Annotated in this window: 11 protein-coding genes; 6 read left to right on the top strand and 5 right to left on the bottom strand. The window is 60.6% G+C overall.

Translation table 11 applies throughout. The annotated features are described in order from the left end of the window. The first annotated feature begins 7 nt into the window (after window positions 1–7). The gene (locus BM022_RS04810; protein WP_218146830.1) at window positions 8–1,753 is read left to right on the top strand and encodes a di-heme-cytochrome C peroxidase; all 1,746 of its coding nucleotides are present in this window, start codon (window positions 8–10) and stop codon (window positions 1,751–1,753) included. 177 nt (window positions 1,754–1,930) lie between these two features. Here the strand turns inward: BM022_RS04810 and BM022_RS04805 are convergent, their stop codons facing one another. Continuing rightward, entirely contained in the window at window positions 1,931–3,649 is a 1,719-nt protein-coding gene (locus BM022_RS04805) for a protein adenylyltransferase SelO (RefSeq protein WP_177191624.1), read from the bottom strand. A gap of 112 nt (window positions 3,650–3,761) precedes the next feature. On the opposite strand from BM022_RS04805, the gene BM022_RS04800 reads away from it, so the two are divergent. Continuing rightward, a complete protein-coding gene (locus BM022_RS04800) occupies window positions 3,762–4,022 on the top strand; it encodes a hypothetical protein (protein WP_091137331.1) in 261 nt (86 codons plus the stop codon). A gap of 246 nt (window positions 4,023–4,268) precedes the next feature. On the opposite strand, the gene BM022_RS04795 is transcribed toward BM022_RS04800, so the two are convergent. Together BM022_RS04795 and BM022_RS15415 are read right to left on the bottom strand one after the other, a co-directional pair. Then, on the bottom strand, window positions 4,269–4,832 hold the full coding sequence (locus BM022_RS04795) for a glycine zipper family protein (RefSeq protein ID WP_091137329.1): 564 nt from the start codon (window positions 4,830–4,832) through the stop codon (window positions 4,269–4,271). Window positions 4,833–4,899: 67 nt separating this feature from the next. Next, window positions 4,900–5,211 (bottom strand): hypothetical protein, encoded by a 312-nt coding sequence (locus tag BM022_RS15415; RefSeq protein ID WP_091137328.1) that lies wholly within the window; start codon window positions 5,209–5,211, stop codon window positions 4,900–4,902. Window positions 5,212–5,644: 433 nt separating this feature from the next. Between BM022_RS15415 and BM022_RS04785 the strand changes: the two genes are divergently transcribed. Together BM022_RS04785 and egtB are read left to right on the top strand one after the other, a co-directional pair. Continuing rightward, window positions 5,645–5,953: a hypothetical protein gene (locus BM022_RS04785; RefSeq protein ID WP_091137326.1), complete on the top strand. Its 309-nt coding sequence runs from the start codon at window positions 5,645–5,647 to the stop codon at window positions 5,951–5,953. 175 nt (window positions 5,954–6,128) lie between these two features. Continuing rightward, entirely contained in the window at window positions 6,129–7,523 is a 1,395-nt protein-coding gene (egtB, locus tag BM022_RS04780) for an ergothioneine biosynthesis protein EgtB (protein WP_091137325.1), read from the top strand. Window positions 7,524–7,604: 81 nt separating this feature from the next. Here the strand turns inward: egtB and BM022_RS04775 are convergent, their stop codons facing one another. Further along, complete coding sequence (locus BM022_RS04775) at window positions 7,605–8,195, bottom strand: hypothetical protein (RefSeq protein WP_091137323.1); 591 nt, start codon at window positions 8,193–8,195, stop codon at window positions 7,605–7,607. 74 nt (window positions 8,196–8,269) lie between these two features. Next, complete coding sequence (locus tag BM022_RS04770) at window positions 8,270–10,825, bottom strand: mechanosensitive ion channel family protein (RefSeq protein ID WP_143079520.1); 2,556 nt, start codon at window positions 10,823–10,825, stop codon at window positions 8,270–8,272. 468 nt (window positions 10,826–11,293) lie between these two features. Here BM022_RS04770 and treS point away from each other — a divergent pair, with 468 nt between their 5' ends. Both treS and treZ read left to right on the top strand, forming a co-directional pair. Further along, entirely contained in the window at window positions 11,294–14,593 is a 3,300-nt protein-coding gene (gene treS, locus BM022_RS04765; protein WP_091137320.1) for a maltose alpha-D-glucosyltransferase, read from the top strand. A gap of 29 nt (window positions 14,594–14,622) precedes the next feature. Beyond that, complete coding sequence (treZ, locus tag BM022_RS04760) at window positions 14,623–16,518, top strand: malto-oligosyltrehalose trehalohydrolase (protein WP_091137319.1); 1,896 nt, start codon at window positions 14,623–14,625, stop codon at window positions 16,516–16,518. Window positions 16,519–16,585: the final 67 nt, after the last annotated feature.

The following is a 16,585-nucleotide window of genomic DNA, read 5'->3' as shown; positions in this document are numbered from 1 at the left end:
TACACAAATGAAAGCCGCATCCGCATTTTTGATCGGAAGCACAGTGCTCTCGCTGCTTGCGCCGCTGCCTGCGTTCACCGCCACGCCACAGGCCATTGATCAGGGAACGAACTGGAATGCCACTGCACGCAAAGATTTCTACAGCCGCGACCAGGGTTCGCGCATCATGCCGCTGCGCTGGATCGCAGCCTTGAAACAACCGGGCGGCCAGCCTTTCATGGCCGATAGCCTTGGCCGCTACGGCTATTTGCCCAACGAGGAAAGCCGTCCTGCCGGACTGCCGGTTGGCTTTACCGTTGCGAGCGGAAGCAATGGCCAGGAAATCGGCATGAATTGCTCCGCCTGCCATACCCGCGAGATCGAGGTCGAGGGCGTTCCCTACCGGATCGATGGCGGTCCCGGCATCGTCGATTTCCAGAGCTTCCTTGCCGACCTGGACAAGGCGGTCAATACCGTGCTCACAGATCAGCAGGCATTCGCCGATTTTGCCCGCGCTGTGTTGGGGCCGACGCCAGGCGCGGAGGAAAAAGCGAAGTTGCGCAAAGCGGTGCAGGCTTGGCACCTGCCCTATCATACCCTGATGAAAGGCGCCCTGCCGGCTCAGCCTTGGGGGCCGGCGCGGCTGGATGCCGTATCCATGATTTTCAACCGTCTCACCGGCCTCGATATCGGGCCGCCGCCCACCTACATGATCCCGGAGAATATCAAACCCGCCACCGCTCCGGTCCGCTACCCCTTCCTCTGGAACGCTCCGATCCAGGACAAGACCCAATGGCCCGGCTTCGCCGATAATGGCAATAATATTTTAGGCTTGGCGCGCAATCTCGGGGAGGTTTATGGGGTATTCGGCGTGTTTCATCCGAAAAAAGATTCCTGGCGGCTGCTGGGGATCGATTACCTGCATCAGAACTCCGCCAATTTCCAGGGACTGAATGCGCTGGAAGATCTTGTCCGCAAAATTGGGGCGCCCAAGTGGCCATGGAAAATAGACCAGGCCCTCGCCACCAAGGGCAAGGCGATTTTTGCACGCAAGACCGAACAGGGCGGTTGCGCCGATTGTCACGGAATCCAGCCCGGCGAGACCCGTTTCCCCGACCAGAAGACCTGGGCTACACCCATCCAGGACGTCGGCACCGACTCGCGTGAATACAGCGTGCTAAGCTGGACCGTCAAGACGGGCGTGCTCGAAGGCGCGAAGATACCGTTCCTTGCCGAGCCGCTCAAACCGGTCGATACTGCTTTCAACGTGCTGGGAACATCGGTGATCGGCTCCATTCTTCAGCATTACGTGCCGATACTGCTGAAAGCGGATGACGCTCAGGCACAGAAAAAAGTCGGGCAACTGGGCGCGCAAGCGGAGGCATCGTCAGCCTTTCCTCCCGAAACGGCATCGCTTAAAGGCGCTTTCCGCGCGCCAGCAGCCGTGGTGAAGGGAGCACCTTCGTATGCCTACGAAGCGCGCGTGCTTGAAGGTATCTGGGCGGCGGCGCCCTATCTGCACAACGGCTCGGTGCCGACCCTGGCAGAGTTGCTGAAGCCGGCAGCCGAACGTGTTCGTTCCTTCAAGGTCGGCCCCGCCTACGATCTGGTTAACGTGGGCCTCGCCGTCCAGCAGAGCAAGTTTGACTATACCCTGGAGACCACGGATTGCAGCGACCGCAATTCCGGCAACAGCCGCTGCGGGCATGAGTTCGGTACCACCCTCTCAGCCGAGGAGAAGAAAGCCTTGCTCGAATACCTCAAGACGCTTTAAACCCCTTGTTCCGGCAGCTCCAGCCTTGTTACGGCGCGGGAGCCGCCGGGATTTCACGCTTCAACCGGCACCACCCCGAAAATCCGCCTCGATATTTCGCCGCCGGCATTCCGCTCCAAAAGTCCGCCCAACAGCGGGCCAGCCGGTATCCTGCTTTGGCTCATTATCCGGGAAGTATTACGAACTGCAGGACAGCGCTGAGCAACCGGCCTTATTGCGCGCCCACTCGGGCCGCCGGTTCGCGAGTTCATCATGCTCGGGCTGTTCGTCGTACGGGTTTCGCAATACGTCCATGAGCCGCTCGATCACGGTGGCGTCATCCCGCTCCAGCGCCTCGATCGCCTGCTGCGCCAGGTAGTTGCGCAGCACATATTTGGGATTGGCAAGCCGCATGCGTTCGTAACGCGCGCTCGTTGACACCGCGACCCGCCCATCCAGCACACCCTGTCCATCCAGGCGGGTCCGGGCGACGTATCGGCGCAGCCAGGAGCCGAGCCGGGCTCGGTGCTCGGGCGCAAGAGCCTGCGCCTCATCATAGAACGCGCCCCGCAGCATGCCCGCCAGGGCGGCTTCGCCGCCTGCCCTGTCAATCGTTTCAAATGCGCCGTCCACAGGAATGTTCATCAGCCCACGGAAGAAAAGCGTCATGTCCGTTTCCACCTGCTGCAGCAATTCGAACAAGTCCGCCAGCAAGGCTTCATCGCCCTCGTGTCCCAGCGCAACCAGCCCCAGCTTATCCCCAAGCATGCTGCGCCAGGTTTGCTCGTACGTTGTGGCAAAAACCGTCAGCCCATGCTCCAGTGCCGCCTCATCAGCGATGAGCGGCGCGAGCGCGTTCGCAAGCCGGATAAGATTCCACTGCGCAATCCGCGGCTGGTTGCCAAAGCAATAACGGCGTCCGTGCGCGTCCGTGGTATTAGGGGTCCAATGCAGGTCGAATCCCTCGAGCCAGCCATAGGGTCCGTAGTCGATGGTCAGCCCCAGGATCGACATGTTGTCGGTGTTCATCACGCCATGGACAAAGCCGACCCGCATCCAGTGCGCGATCAGTACGCCGGTGCGGCGGCAGATTTCCTCGAACCATCGCGCATATGTTGCCCGATCTAACGACGGCGATGGAACAATGGAATCCGCCATAGCCCGAGGAAGGCGCAACTCGGCAAAGTGCTCGGAAATCACGTGATCGGCGAGTCTCTTGAGCAATTCCAGCTCGCCGTGAGCGGCAAATATCTCGAAGTTCCCGAAACGCACGAACGAAGGGGCCACCCGGCAGACGACTGCGCCCGGCTCGGCCTGCGGATTGCCGTTATAAAACATGTCACGCACCACCGCCTCCCCGGTGGCGACGAGACTCAACGCCCGTGTCGTCGGCACGCCTAGGTAATGCATGGCTTCGCTGCAGAGAAATTCCCGAACCGACGAGCGCAATACCGCGCGGCCGTCTGCGGTACGCGAGTACGGTGTTCTGCCCGCGCCCTTGAGCTGCAACTCGCGGTGAATGCCGTCCGGGCATAGCACTTCCCCCAGGGTAATCGCCCGCCCATCGCCGAGCTGGCCCGCCCATTGGCCGAACTGATGCCCGCCGTAACGCGCGGCGTAGGGCTGCATGCCGGGCAGGATGCCGTTGCCGGCGAGCACCTGGGCCTCCAGGCCAGTGGAACAATTCGGACGCGCGATGCCGAGCATTTCACCGACGGGGTCGGCCCAGGCCAGCAGCCTCGGTGCTTTCACCGGCGTGGGTTCGACGTGTGTATAGCAGGCATTGCTGACCTGCCGGGAACCATTGCCCGTCTCGGGATCTCCCGGCAACCCTCGGACAAACCGGTTGTCGAATTTCACATCACCCAGGTCGACGAGGTTCGTGCTGGTGCTAGGCTGTAGATTGCTCTGGCTCATTTATTTTCCGGACAGTTCAGAATAAGAATGCAAGGCAATAGTTGACAAGCATAACAGATGAAAATTCAACCAAAGACGCTAGAGTAGACATAAGCAAGTAGAGGAAGGCAACATGCCCAAACTTTCAGAGTACGTAAGAATGGCTGCGGACGAGTATGTGCGGGAACATGGAAACATCGAGCCCAGCGCACGGTGGGTCGCGGATTTCTTTCACGAGTGTGGCGTGCAGGACGAGTACCCGCGGCAAGACCTGGTCGCCTTCGCAGCGATGGTGCAAAAAGAATTAATCAAGCGAGAGGAGCAAGCAGTAAAAAAAACGCGCCTGCAGCTCGACAAGATGATCCACGGGCTGAAGTCGCCGCGCAAATCCTAGAGCACTCGTTCCTCAGGGTCCAAGGCAGCACAATGCCGGTTTGCGCACCATCCCCGACTCGAGTGTGGAGTGCAAAGAGTGCAAGAACGTCATGGCGCGAGCGCGACGCGATCTCGGAACGGGGCGTACATACCACCCAATACTGCTGAATGTCGGATCCTGCTTTTTGCCGTCTACGCAGAAAACCCTATATTTAACCCTATATTTCCCTGTTCTTTTACTCGGCTCCCAAGCATCCCGAAGCCCTTACTGAGGGGGCGGTGGCGGCGGATTCCCGGGCGGGGGTGGCGGCGGCATGGAACCGGATGACGGCTGCTGAGTCTGGAAGTCGTATCCGCCGTATCCGCGGTTCATCCCGTTATCCATTATCTGGCCGGAAACGGGAACGCGATGGCCTTTACCATACATGCACTGGGTATAACCGATGTCGTAGCGCTGCTGCTCCATACTCCCCGAGCCCCTGGCCGTGCCCGATCCGATCAGTGTACCCCCCAGCAGGCCGCTACCGGCCCCGATCGCTGCGCCGCTTGCCCCGCCCATTAATGCGCCCGCCGCTGCGCCCACCGCGGTGCCGAGGGCGGCCGTTCCCACCCCGCTTCGCATGGAGGCCCGGTTTGGCGTGGTCTTTATTTGTTCGGTGGCATACTGCTGGCAGGAGGCATCGTCCGCACGGAACTGGTCGAAGGATTTACCCGAACCAGGCAGCGCCATGATGCTCGGACCGCTGGGTATGGTCGCGCAGGAGGCGAGCAGCAGGACCAGCAAAACAGGCGCTCCACGATGAAAAACTGCGTTACGAACAACTGGCATTGTTTTCCCTTGATTTATTGATCTGCAGGCTGGGGAGGGACCGGGATCCAGCCTTCAGAGCATTGCTTCACGTAGGGGTAGTACCCTTCCGGATTCCGGCAATAGTACCAATAATTGGCAGGTTTCTGCTGACGCGGTGCTTCCTGCCGTTGAATATAAACCGCGGGTGGATACCCATACGGGGCGCCGTAACCGTAGCCTCCATATCCTCCATATCCCCCGTAATAACCCGGGTATCCCCAACCACCGTAATAGCCCGGGTATCCCCAACCACCGTAATACCCCGGGCCCCAACCACCGTAATACCCCGGGCCGAAGCCATACCCCAGGCCGAAACCGTATCCACCCCAGCCGGAGCCTCCGCCCCAGCCGTAGCCATATCCTGGATAGTAGCCCCCTATACCGTAATAAAGGCCCACGCTGGTATGGTGATGATGACCACCGTGGTGGTGATGCCCATCGTGATGATGATGCCCGCCTCCATCGTGGCCACCATGATGCCCACCGTCACCCCCATGCCCATCGGCCCACAAAGGACCAGCGGAGACCAGTCCGATCATGGAAAGGATGAGGCACGCCGGTTTGATCACGCAGACTCCTGTGTTTACGGCTTTTGCCGTGGGTGGCTCATGCTGCCCCGTTGTATGATTTTGGCGTGATTTCGAGAAAAAAGTTCGAATTCTGGCCTGAAATATGCTATTAAACGATGGTGATCCCCTGCAAATAAAGAGGAAAAAGCCGCGGCCGGGCACACGAGTTACGCCTTCGGTCGCCTGGCCCCCTATCCTTGCTATCCCTGCCCTGGAATTATCATGTACATGACCCAGCTTTTGCTGCCGCTGTGGAGCAACAGCGGCGAAAGGTTCCCGAATGCGCTATTCGAACAGGTTCGGGGCGAACTTGTCAGCCAGTTTGGTGGACTAACCGCCTACACCCGCACTCCAGCGCGCGGCCTGTGGCAGGAGAAGGATGGCGGCACCGTACATGATGACATCATCGTGTATGAAGTCATGGTGGAGGATCTGGACGAAGACTGGTGGAGCCGCTTTCGCGAGGAGCTGGAGCGGCGCTTCAGCCAGGAAACGCTGGTGATACGGGTGCAGGAGATTTGGCTGCTATAGCAGTTGCGCAGTTGCCTAGCCGCTGCCGTTCCGTCAGCTCCGTCTCGAGCCGCATTGTCGAGCCGCGCCTCACCGCGCACCGCCCTCACGGGCGAGAGCAGCGGAGCTGCAAGTTTTCACCTGAAGCGTCGGCCGTGTTTTTACCTGGAGCATTCAATCTTAGGGGAAGCGCACCATGATCTCTTCTTCGTTGCCCTCTTCTTCCATTTCCTCCTCGTCAGTGGACTCCTCTTCGCTGTTCGACAAATATTCCGCGATCCGAAGCCGAACGCTCGCGCTGATCGAGCCATTGATCGATGAGGATTGCTGCGTACAATCGATGCCGGAAACCAGTCCCGTCAAGTGGCACCTCGGCCATGTGGCATGGTTCTTCGAAACCTTTGTGCTGCAGCATTATGAAAAGCCGTTCAAGCCATATCACCCGGCTTTCGGCACCATGTTCAGCTCATACAACAAGTCGGGCCAGACCCATCCCGACCCCAAGCGCGGCCTGTTCACCCGACCATCCCTAGGGGAGACACGCGATTACTGCCGCAATGTCGATGACCGGATGCAGCAGGTGTTGAAGCGGCCGCAAAATGTCGCCGACGGCGATGCGAGGAATAAAACGCGGGAAGAAATGCTGCGCATGCTCACCATCCTGGGGATGAACCACGAGCAGCAGCATCAGGAGCTTATTCTGGCCGATGTCAAGCATCTTCTCTCCCAGAGTCCGCTCAATCCGCGCTACGCGCAAGGGGGACCGGCGTGGTCAGCGGTCCAGGCTTCCCCTCCCCCCGCTCCCCCTCCGCTGCAGTGGCGCGACTTCGCGGGCGGTCTGGTGGAGATCGGCTCCGATGGCAACGGATTCAGCTACGATAATGAATCGCCGCGCCACCGGCAGTACCTTGAGCCCTATCAGCTTGCTTCACGCCTCATCACAAATGGTGAGTATCTCGAATTCATGAATGCGGGCGGTTATGATGACCCCAGCTGCTGGCTTTCGGAGGGATGGGACTGGATAAAGGAGAACGGGCAGCGGCACCCGCTCTACTGGCGACGCCAGGGCGACGAATGGCAGGAGTTCACCCTTGGTGGGCTCATGCCGCTGGTTCGGAACCTCCCCGTCATCCATGTTTCCTTGTTCGAAGCCGACGCCTATGCACGCTGGGCCAGCGCGCGCCTGCCGAGCGAAGCCGAATGGGAGCATGCCGCGTCCCAGCAGGAAATAGATGGATGCTTCGCGGACAATAATCGTTTCCACCCTTGCCCCGCCCGTCTCGATCCAGCCAATTCAGGCGCGCTACTTGATCAGCTGTATGGAGATGCCTGGGAATGGACGCAGTCGAGTTATTCGCCCTATCCGGGCTACAACCCGGCCAAGCCCAACGAAAACGAACCGATGTCGGTGGTTTGGGATGAAGCGGTAGGCGAGTACAACAGCCGCTCCATGGTCAACCAGTATGTGCTGCGCGGCGGCTCCTGCGCCATTCCACGGGAGCGCATTCGCGCCAGCTTCCGCAACTTTTTTCCGGCCAGCACCTGCTGGCAGTTCGCAGGCCTACGCCTGGCGCGGGATCTGAAAAAATAACGCGGCTGAGCCTGATTGGGCAACGTGGGTAGGAATCATTCCGCCCCGGTTCGCCCGTCCGCTCTTTGGCAGCGGATCCGGCTATGCTTGATCGCGCCGCGCCTTCGCCGCCTGCATCATGTCGCGCGCGGCAAGGCCGGTGGCCAGCGCAACAAACACCGCCGCCAGCGATTTTCCGGAAAGGCGCTTTTCGAAGCCGGGCGTGAAACGCTGGGGAATCAGGTGATAATCGATAAGGTAGGCACCAGCCGTCACTGCCGCCGAGTCCAGTATCGGCTTTAGAATAGCTGCTTCGGTCCGCGCCGGTGTTGCCTGCTGCGGGCGGGCGCTTTCGTTCCAGTTTTCCGGATGATGCCAGCTCTGGCGCTTTTCGCCCTTGCCCAGCAGCTTCTCGTAAAATAACGCCCAGAATATCGCCGAGGCATGATTCAGCAAAAATCCGGTAAGTGTGTATTTTAGCGATGGCTGGTCCTGACGCGCGGCCTCGTCGCCCCAGATGATGTGGCTGGTGGCGTTGAGAGGCGCGGCATAAGAACCGTCTTCGCGCTTTCCTGCCAACGAAGCGGCTGCGGCGGCCGCCAGCCCGCCAATCGTTCCTGAAGTCACGGCGCGCGCCAGCAGGCTCTGCGGAGCCGCGTCTGAAGCGGCTGTTTGTCCTGATGATTGTTTCATGGTGGTCTCCTTGCAAAGGGGTTTTTGTCAGGCCGCCCACGGGTGTGTATGCATGCAGGCACGGCAGCGAACTTCTAACGCATGGTTGCTTCCCGATCCGGCGGAAGGACAATCTCCTGCCTGCGGTCCGGCTGCGGCTGCAGTTGTGGCTGCAGCTGCAGCTGGGTCTGGGCGGCGGAAGCAGAAGGGCCAGGCTGGGTCACGAGCCGACGTTCCTGCGGGTTCACGAACTGGATGTTCAGTTCGCGGAAGCGCTCCAGAATCCGCCAGTTGAAGGCGCGCTGCACCGGCCACCGCCCCCTGTCCACAGTGCGTATCTGCCCGAGGATGGTAATCATCGCGCCATCGACCTGATCCACGCCCCAAATTTCCAGGTCCGCCAGGATCAGCTCCTTCAGTTGCGGATCGGCGCGCATTTCCTTGCCCACCGCGCGGATGGCAGCAAACACCTCCTCCACGTCCGAGTCCGCCTTCACGCTGACCCGGACGGCGGCATTGCCGAGGCCGCGATTCGTGTTGGTCACGGTTGAAACGGAACTGAACGGCACCACGTGAAGCGAGCCATCCGGCGCGCGTAGCCGCACCGTCCTCACGGACAGATATTCCACCGATCCCGAAACATCTGCGACGGTTATGAAATCGCCCACCTGGATGGCATTTTCCATCAGCAGGAAAATCCCAGTGATAAAGTCCTGCACCAGCTTTTGGGAGCCAAAGCCCAACGCTACGCCAAGGATGCTGGCTCCGGCGAGCAAGGGCCCGATATTGATGCCCAACTGGTGCAGCGCGGCCAGCACTACGACCGTTGCAATGGCGAAGAACAGGCAGGCGCGCAACATGGGTACCAGCGTGCGCAAGCGCGCGGCGCGGGCGATGTCGCCCTCCTCCGACCACTGGTCGACGCGGCTGCATATTGCCTTGTTCAACGCTTTCCACGCCACCAGCGCCAGCATGCACGTCACCGCGATGGTGGCAAGCGCCGAGGCTAGGCGGCGGCCTACCGATCCCTCTCCGAACCAGGCGTGTGTATCCACGCCCCATACCTGCAACAGCAGGATAAAGGCGACGAGGCCGATTATTGACGAGACTGCGCGGTATACCAGCATGTGATATGTGCTTTTCGGTGCCGCCGCCTCAGACCCGGGGTCATCCGCGCGACGCGCCTGCCCGAACTGCTGCTGTTTGTTCTCGTGGTTGCTGATGAATGCGCGATCGATCGCCCCCAGAACGAAGATCGACACCAGGCTGGCTCCAACGATGACGGCCGCCGACCAGCCGAACACATGCAGTACGTGCTGGAATCCGTTTTCAGTTCCGGCGGACCACAGCAGCCAGGCGGCGACGATGAGGAACGTCGCGACAAAAAGCCAGCTGTCGGCGAGCATGCTGCGCCAACCGAACAGTTCCGGGCTGTCCGCGGCCGTCCCGCGTATGGCGGCCGCAGTTGCTTCCCGGCTGTGAAAAACCATGACCAACAGTATTACGTGCACGGCCAGCGCAACCAGCTTGGTCAGCGTGTCATGCGTATTTCTTGTCGCGCCTGTTTCCAGGGAAATGTCGGCAATGGCGGTGCCGAACACGGCGACAATCACAATCCATCGCAGCCAGCGGTTCAGGAAAATCGCTGTGCCGTCACTGATGTGCATCAGGCGCAGCCCTTGGCCAAGCGGCGAAGCCATGAGCTGGATCACGCTTAGCACAAAGCGCGTTGTTGCGTAAGCGCTGACAGCCAGAAGAGTCGGACCGTAAAAAGGCTCGGCGCGTCCGCCAGCCGCGTTCAGGAGCACAATTGCCACCACGAAAAAGACCACCAGCGGAATGAGCCCCAGGACCCAGTGGGTGAGCGCGTAAGGCAGGCGGCGCAACAGGCTCCAATGCCGGTCAGCGGCGCGTGCCTGGGAGACGGGTTCAGCGCGATGGCGTCGTTCCGCCGATGTGGAATGAGCGGCGTCCGTTTTTTTCTGGTCGATGGCCGTCTTCCGCGCCGCGGCGCGCTCCTCGATCAGCTTGCGCGGCCGTCCCAGCGCGCCGCGCAGCAGCCATTCGGCAAGCAATGCCCCTGCGAGCGTGACGATGACCTGCCACAGCGCATCCAGCACAACCGCGCGGCGTTCCGGCACGCCCAGGTTATACCGCCACCATTCACCCACTGTTTTTACTTGCAGAAACATGCGTCCGGTCAAGCGCAGTTGATCGCCTATCGCATTCAGCCGCTTCCCGATCAGGTCGAACACCTGCGCAACCAGACCATTCTTGGTCAGCTCAATTGGCAATGCCTGCTCTTCGGTGGGCGCTACAGCCGGCGCCGGCAGCGTGGATTCAGCCCTGGGGTCAGCCGTCGCGCCAACCGTCGGGCCAGCCGTAGCTTGCGCGATCGCGGCGAGCGTTTCTTCGAGCTCAACCCGCTTCTTTTCGTCCTGGAGAATCGCCAGCGTGCGTTTTGCTTGTGCAGGCGTGACAGATGGTGCGGTGGCCGACGCCTCTCCGGCGGCGCGCTCACCGCCACCGGCGCCAAGGACATCCGGAGATATGGCGATTGCAAGCGACAAAACCAGTGACAACTGGGCCAGTGTCGCGGATGGGTTTATTCGATAAAACATCGGCAACTGGAGAAGAAAGGAAATAGCCACGCAGGGCAGCTAGTGGCGTCAAGAATTAAGCCGACCTATCAATCCGACTTATTAGTCCGACTTATTAGTCCGACTTATTAGTCCGACTTATTAGTCCGACTTATTAGTCCGACTTATTAGTCCGACTTAAGCCGGACTTAAGACGACAGCAGATTCTCCATAAAATAATGGACGAGCACGGCTTGCATGATGCGCCGTTGGACGCATATAGTCAGTGCGCCGGCATACATTGAACTCGAGGCATCGCGCGTCCTGCCACTTCCACCAATGCTTCATCCCGACGCATGGATGCCGGGCAGGCAATTGACGCCCCCGGGACGCTTTGTACGATATGGTACAGACCTTGCGTTACATTTGTTGGAAGCTGGACCCTTATGGATGTGGTGCAGATCGGGCTTGAGGCTTGAGTGGGTCGGAGGTTACCACTCCGGCGCGCCACACCGCGCAACGTGATTGCAACAATAAATTATGGAACGAGAAGAAGATCCCCTTTGGTACAAGGATGCCGTCATATACCAGCTGCATGTCAAGACCTTCTTCGACAGCAACGGTGATGGCATTGGCGATTTTACCGGCTTGATCTCCAAGCTCGACTATCTGCAGGAGCTGGGCGTGACTGCGCTCTGGCTCCTGCCTTTCTATCCGTCGCCGGGGCGCGACGACGGCTACGACATCTCCGATTACCACAACGTGCACCCGGATGTCGGTGACATGGCGGACTTCCACCGCTTCATCAACGAGGCCCATCGTCGGGGGCTCCGCGTGATCACCGAACTGGTAATCAACCACACCTCGGACCAGCATCCCTGGTTTCAGGCCGCGCGGCGTGCCCCGTCGGGCTCCGCCAAACGCGACTACTACGTCTGGAGCGGCGACAACACCAAATACAGCGGCGCACGCAGCATCTTCACCGATACAGAGGGTTCCAACTGGCAGTGGGACGAGGAAGCGCAAGCCTATTATTGGCACCGCTTTTTTTACCACCAACCGGACCTGAATTTCGACAACCCCCACGTCTTTAACGCCATCATGCATGTGATGCGCTTCTGGCTCGACGCAGGCGTGGACGGCATGCGGCTGGATGCGATGCCGTACCTGTGCGAGCGCGAAGGCACCAACTGCGAGAACCTGCCGGAGACCCACGCGGTGATCAGGCGCATGCGGGCTGAACTGGATGCGCACTACCCCGACCGCATGTTACTGGCGGAAGCCAATCAGTGGCCGGAGGATGTGCGCGAATATTTTGGCGACGGCGACGAATGCCATATGGCCTTTCACTTTCCGCTGATGCCGCGGATGTACATGGCCATCGCCCGGGAGGATCGCCATCCGATCGTGGAGATCATGGAGCAGACCCCGGACATACCGGAGAACTGCCAGTGGGCGGTATTTCTTCGCAACCATGACGAGCTTACCCTCGAGATGGTCACCGACCGCGAGCGGGATTACCTGCATCAGACCTATGCGGTCGACCCCCAGGCGCGCCTCCACCTCGGCATCCGCCGCCGGCTTTCTCCCCTGCTTGAAAATGACCGGCACCGCATAGAGTTGATGAACCTCCTGCTCATGTCCATGCCGGGTTCGCCCATTGTCTATTATGGCGACGAGATCGGCATGGGCGATGACCTTCAGCTGGGCGACCGCAACGGCGTGCGCACTCCCATGCAATGGCTGGGTGGAGCCAACGGCGGATTTTCCACGGCCGATCCCGAGCAGCTGTTTCTGCCGCCTATTGCCGATCCGGTCTACGGTTTCGCCGCTGTGAATGTGGAAAGACAGCGCCGCAACGCATATTCACTGCTCAACTGGACAAAACGTGTCATAGCCATTCGTAAGGCTCATCGCACCTTTGGACGCGGTACGCTGCGTTTTCTGCGCCCCGGCAATCGCAAGATCCTCGCCTATCTACGCGAATACGAGGGCGAAACCATTCTGTGCGTGGCCAACCTCGCGCGGGTGCCTCAGGCGGTGGAACTGGATTTGAGCCAGTACAAAGGCCGGGTGCCGGCTGAATTGATGGGGCGTAGTGCATTTCCCCCCATCGACGTCCTGCCGTACCAGCTCACCCTGAGCGGCCACGGCTTCTACGCCTTTCGCCTCGCCACCGACGTGATGGCGCCAGCATGGCACGAGGAGCGCCAGGTGTTGCCGGATCTCGCCGTGCTGGTACTGGTGGATAGCGGATGGGGCACCCTGGCGGGGGACCACGCGGAAAACGGGCCGAGGAACCAGCTCATGGCCGAACGGGCGCGGACGCAGCTTGAGCGTGAAATTCTGCCGGGCTTCTTTCGCTCTCAGCCATGGTTCGCGAACAGGACAGACGTGGAAAAATTCGAGCTGGGCGAAACGCATGAATGGGTGATCGAGCGGGGCGGCTGGCTTCTGGCCATTGTCATCCTGACGCTCGCCAACGGCGAGAAATATCGCTACGCCATGCCGCTGGCGCTGGCGTGGGAGGACGAAGGAGAGAGCCGCCTGACTACCCTGCTGCCTGCTACCTTGGCCAAGGTACGGCGTCGTGCCCGTTTGGGCGTGCTGTTTGACGCATTCTGGGATGACGCTTTCTGCCAAGCCGTGATCTCCAATATGGAGGCGGGTTTGTCGCTTGCGTTCGAGCGGGGACAGGTGCGCTTCCATGGGACCAGCGCGTTTCCCGGGATTTTCCGGGAAGGGAACGCAATGAACGTGACCAGAACGGTGTCCGAACGCGGCCGCCTGCTGGTGAATATGGGCGATCGGCTGATATTGAAGGGTTACCGCTGGCTGCTCGCCGGTGTGCATCCCGAGCTGGAAATGTCGCGATTCCTGACCGAGAAGACAAACTTCACCCACATCGCGCAACTGGCTGGCACGGTCGAGTATGTTAACGCCGAGGGCGAGTGCTCGACCCTCGCCATTCTCGAGCGTTATGCCGAGAACCAGGGCAGCGCCTGGGCCCATGCCCAGGACTACCTCGCGCGGTACCTGGACGACTGCCGCACACGCCAAATGCGCCCCATCGACGCGCGCCATGCCGTCTACACGGCACTTGCAAAAACCTTGGGACTGCGCACGGCCGAGTTTCATCAGGCGCTCGCGAGGCCGGACCCGGCCGGGGCGTTCGGGATGGAACCCGTCACTCCAGGTGACATCGCTGAGTGGGTGAGCAACATGCGTGCACAGATGGATCTGATGTACACGTTGCTGCAAGCGGAATTGCCGCGACTGCCGGAGGCGGCGCGAGCGGCCGCCCAAGACCTCCTTGCGGCCCGCCCACGGTTCTACCGGCGCATGACGCGCGCCGCTGTGGCCGACATGGATGCGATGAAGGCGCGCTGCCACGGCGACTACAATTTGCGCCAGGTATGGCTGTCTAACAATGATTTTCTGATCACCAACTACGGCGGCGGGCTGGAACGCGCTTGGCGGGAACGCCGCTGGAAGCATACCCCGCTGCGCGATGTTGCCGGAATGCTCTTTTCGTTTTCGGAAGCGGCTGCAGCCGCGCTCGCGCACGTGACGGCGGAATATCCGGATGCAGGCCCCGCGCTGCGAGAGCAGACGGATAATTGGCAGGCGCTCGCAACTGACGCTTTCTTCAAGAGCTACCGTCGTGCGATGAAGGAACACCCTTTGTTTCCTTCCAGCCCGGCGACAGTGGAAACACTGGTTACACTGTTCCTGGTCGAAAAGACGGTTGCCGCAGCGAGCCATGCGCTTGCGCAACAATTGGCCACCGTGGACATTCCCATGCGGCAGCTGATCCGGCTGATGCGGCCAAAAAGATAGAAGGGCGCATGACGACCCGGACACATCACATGCCCTTTGGGACACAAGTTCTGGAAAAAGATACAGGCCGGGGAGTCTGTTTCCGCCTTTGGGCGCCCGATTGCCCGCAGGTCGGCCTGTGCATCCCGGAAGGCGAAGCGGATGGGGAGCAGGTGCTGGCGATGGACCCGCAAGGCGACGGATGGTTTGAATTGACCGTGCCCTATGCCGCGGCCGGAACGCGCTACAGATTCGAGATAAACCGCCAGGAAAATGCGAAGGCAGGGAAGGCAAAAGGGAACACAAACGGAAAAATCAGGGTCCCGGATCCCGCCTCGCGCTTCAATCCCGACGATGTGCATGGGGCAAGCGAAGTGATCGATCCCGCTGCCTTCGCCTGGCAAGACGGGGCATGGCGTGGACGCCCGTGGGAAGAGGCGGTCATTTATGAATTACATGTCGGCACGTTCTCGCCCGAGGGAACTTTCAACGGCGTGATGCAGCGGCTGGATTACCTCGTCGAACTAGGCATCACCGCCATCGAACTCATGCCCGTGGCGGATTTTCCGGGCGCGCGCAACTGGGGATACGACGGTGTCCTGCCCTACGCCCCCGACAGCCGCTACGGGCGCCCCGATGACCTCAAAGCCCTGGTGCAGGCGGCGCACACGCGCGGCCTGATGGTCCTGCTCGATGTGGTCTATAACCACTTCGGGCCGGAGGGGAATTATCTCCACCTCTACGCCAGCCCATTCTTCACCGAACGGCATCACACACCCTGGGGCGCGGCGATCAATTTCGATGGCCGCGGCAGTCGCGAGGTGCGCGAGTTTTTCATCCACAACGCGCTCTACTGGCTCCATGAGTACCACTTGGACGGCCTGCGCCTGGATGCGGTGCATGCAATCCTGGATAATTCCAGCCCTCATTTTCTGGTCGAGCTGGCCGACCGCGTGCGCGCCGGAATTGATCCCGGGCGTCATGCGCATCTGATTCTCGAAAACGACGCCAACCAGGCGCGCTATTTGGGCAATCCGCAACTGGGGCGGTACGCGGCGCAGTGGAACGACGACATCCACCATACGCTGCATGTGCTCGCCACCGACGAAAAGGATGGCTACTATGTCGACTACGCCGCCGATCCGGTTCGCCAACTGGCGCGTTGCCTGGCCGAGGGGTTCGCCTATCAGGGAGAATTATCCACCTATCGCGACGCCCCACGCGGCGAGCCCAGCGCTCACCTGCCGCCGCGGGCCTTCATATCGTTCCTGCAATGTCACGACCAGGTGGGGAACCGCGCGTTCGGCGAGCGCATCACGCAGATTGGTGGCGCCCCGGCCATCCGTGCCGCGGCCGCCATCTACCTGCTCGCCCCGGACATACCAATGCTGTTCATGGGCGAGGAATTCGCCGCCCCTTCCCCCTTCCTGTTCTTCTGCGATTTTGGCGACGAATTGCGGGAAGCGGTAACGCAAGGCCGGCGGCGCGAGTTCGCCAGGTTCACGCGCTTTGCCCAGCCGGAAACGCAGGCTTCGATACCCGACCCCAATGCCATCGAGACTTTTCACAGGTCGAAACTCGACTGGAACTGCATCCAGAATGAACCGCACGCGGATTGGCTGGATTATTACCGCACCCTGCTGGAATTGAGGAAGGAATTCATCGTACCCCGCCTGGCGGGAATGAACGCCTATTCCGGGCGCTTCCATGTGTTCGGTGCCGACTGCCTGCGAGTGGACTGGCGCCTGGGCGACGGCTCCGCCTTGCGGCTGCTGTCGAATTTTTCCAATCAGGTCATACGTACCGTCGTACCCGCCGGCACGACCATATTTGCCTCCACAGGCGAAGCCGCCGCAGGCATGCTCGGCCCTTGCGACGTGGTATGGACGCTGCACGTGCCGAGCCCTGTCCATGCGCCCGCGCGCACCACCCCAGGACACGTTTGAACACCCCATGTCCATCAATGCCCTCCACAAATCGAGCCTTCATCCAAAAACTCTCAGTCAGGCCACA

The organism is Nitrosospira sp. Nsp14, assembly GCF_900113575.1.
Lineage (GTDB): Bacteria > Pseudomonadota > Gammaproteobacteria > Burkholderiales > Nitrosomonadaceae > Nitrosospira.
Note: the sequence above shows the minus strand (reverse complement) of the source record. Positions and strands in the feature narration are given on the sequence as shown.